Raw genomic sequence first — 1,129 nt, 5'->3', positions numbered from 1 at the left:
ATGAAGCAACAGATGCAGCGCCGGCAGCGCCTGATCATCGGACGAGCGCGCACAGGCCGCGAGCAAGCGGTGCGGCTCCGCCGGCAAGCGCGGATGAAACAAGGTCCCGGGCAGCCGCGCGAGACGCTCAACGGCTTCCGAGTCGGCGCTCGCCAGCCAGGGCGCCAAGGGTGGCTCGAGACCAAACAGCGCCCGCGCCAACGCCGGTTGCGCGCGCAGACCATCGCGTGCCGTCTGCAGATAGGCGCGGTTCAGACGCTGAATCGATTCGACCAGGGCTTCAGGAGAAAGCAACGCAGTCATGGCAAGTGGACCTCAAGCTTAGTCAGACAGGTGAAGAGCCTCCAGCAGGCGTGCCCGATCGGCGACGAGCTGGGGGTCGGGTTCGGAAGCGATGGAGGAGGGCTCCGGTGGCGATCGCGCATCGGCCTCGGGCGGAGACGCCGTAGTTCCTGAAGGGGGCTCAGCGTCCACGCGCGACTGACCACTCAATCCCAGCAAAGCCAACTGTCGCAGCCGGTCTGCGCGCCCGCGCTGGGACACCCGCATCAAGATGGCGAACAGCTCCGGATGCCGGCGTGCGCAGATCCCGACCTGGATGCGCAAACGCTCAGCGGCAGCCATAGTGGAAATAACCACGCGCATTCGCGCCGACTGGGTCTGCAGCCTGATGCAGCGGTACACGCGGAAAGACCCGTCGCACCACCGGCGCGAACAGCGCCGCGCCACCCCCGCTCAGCAAGAGCAGGTCGGGATTGGTCTGCTCATGGCGCAGATCCTGACGCAACGCCTCCAGTGCCCGTTGCGCCACCTCGCGCGCGGCCAGTTGCAGCACCGGCGCCAACGCCACCCACTCGCCATGCAGCAGAATCCGCGAGCGCCGCGCCGCCAAGGCCTGCTCGATCGCCGCCACCGGCGCCTTGCCACCGCGCCCGGCACAGAGCCGCGCCGCTGCGGCATCGATCAGCACACTCATTGCCTCCAAACTGGTCCCTGAGCGCGTGCGTCGCAGATCACCGTTGACCAGCACCGACCAGTCCACCGAAAAGAAACCGACATCGATCACCAGCACCGTGCCGGCACCGATGCGCTCGATCAGCGCCGCATCGGCCTGCATCAGCAGATCGAC

General features: G+C 67.4%; 1 protein-coding gene and 1 pseudogene. Both read right to left on the bottom strand.

The window, feature by feature from the left end; genetic code table 11:
* A partial coding sequence (locus VBE63_RS30025; RefSeq protein ID WP_323686622.1) for a hypothetical protein occupies positions 1-303 on the bottom strand: 303 nt, incomplete at its 3' end.
* A 307-nt stretch (positions 304-610) separates the two neighbouring features.
* Positions 611-1,129 (bottom strand): annotated as a pseudogene (locus VBE63_RS30020) (hypothetical protein); the annotation flags it as partial.

It is taken from the genome of Lamprobacter sp. (assembly GCF_034860625.1).
In the GTDB taxonomy this organism is placed as follows: Bacteria; Pseudomonadota; Gammaproteobacteria; order Chromatiales; family Chromatiaceae; genus Lamprobacter.
This window is presented reverse-complemented; position numbering and strand designations above follow the sequence as displayed.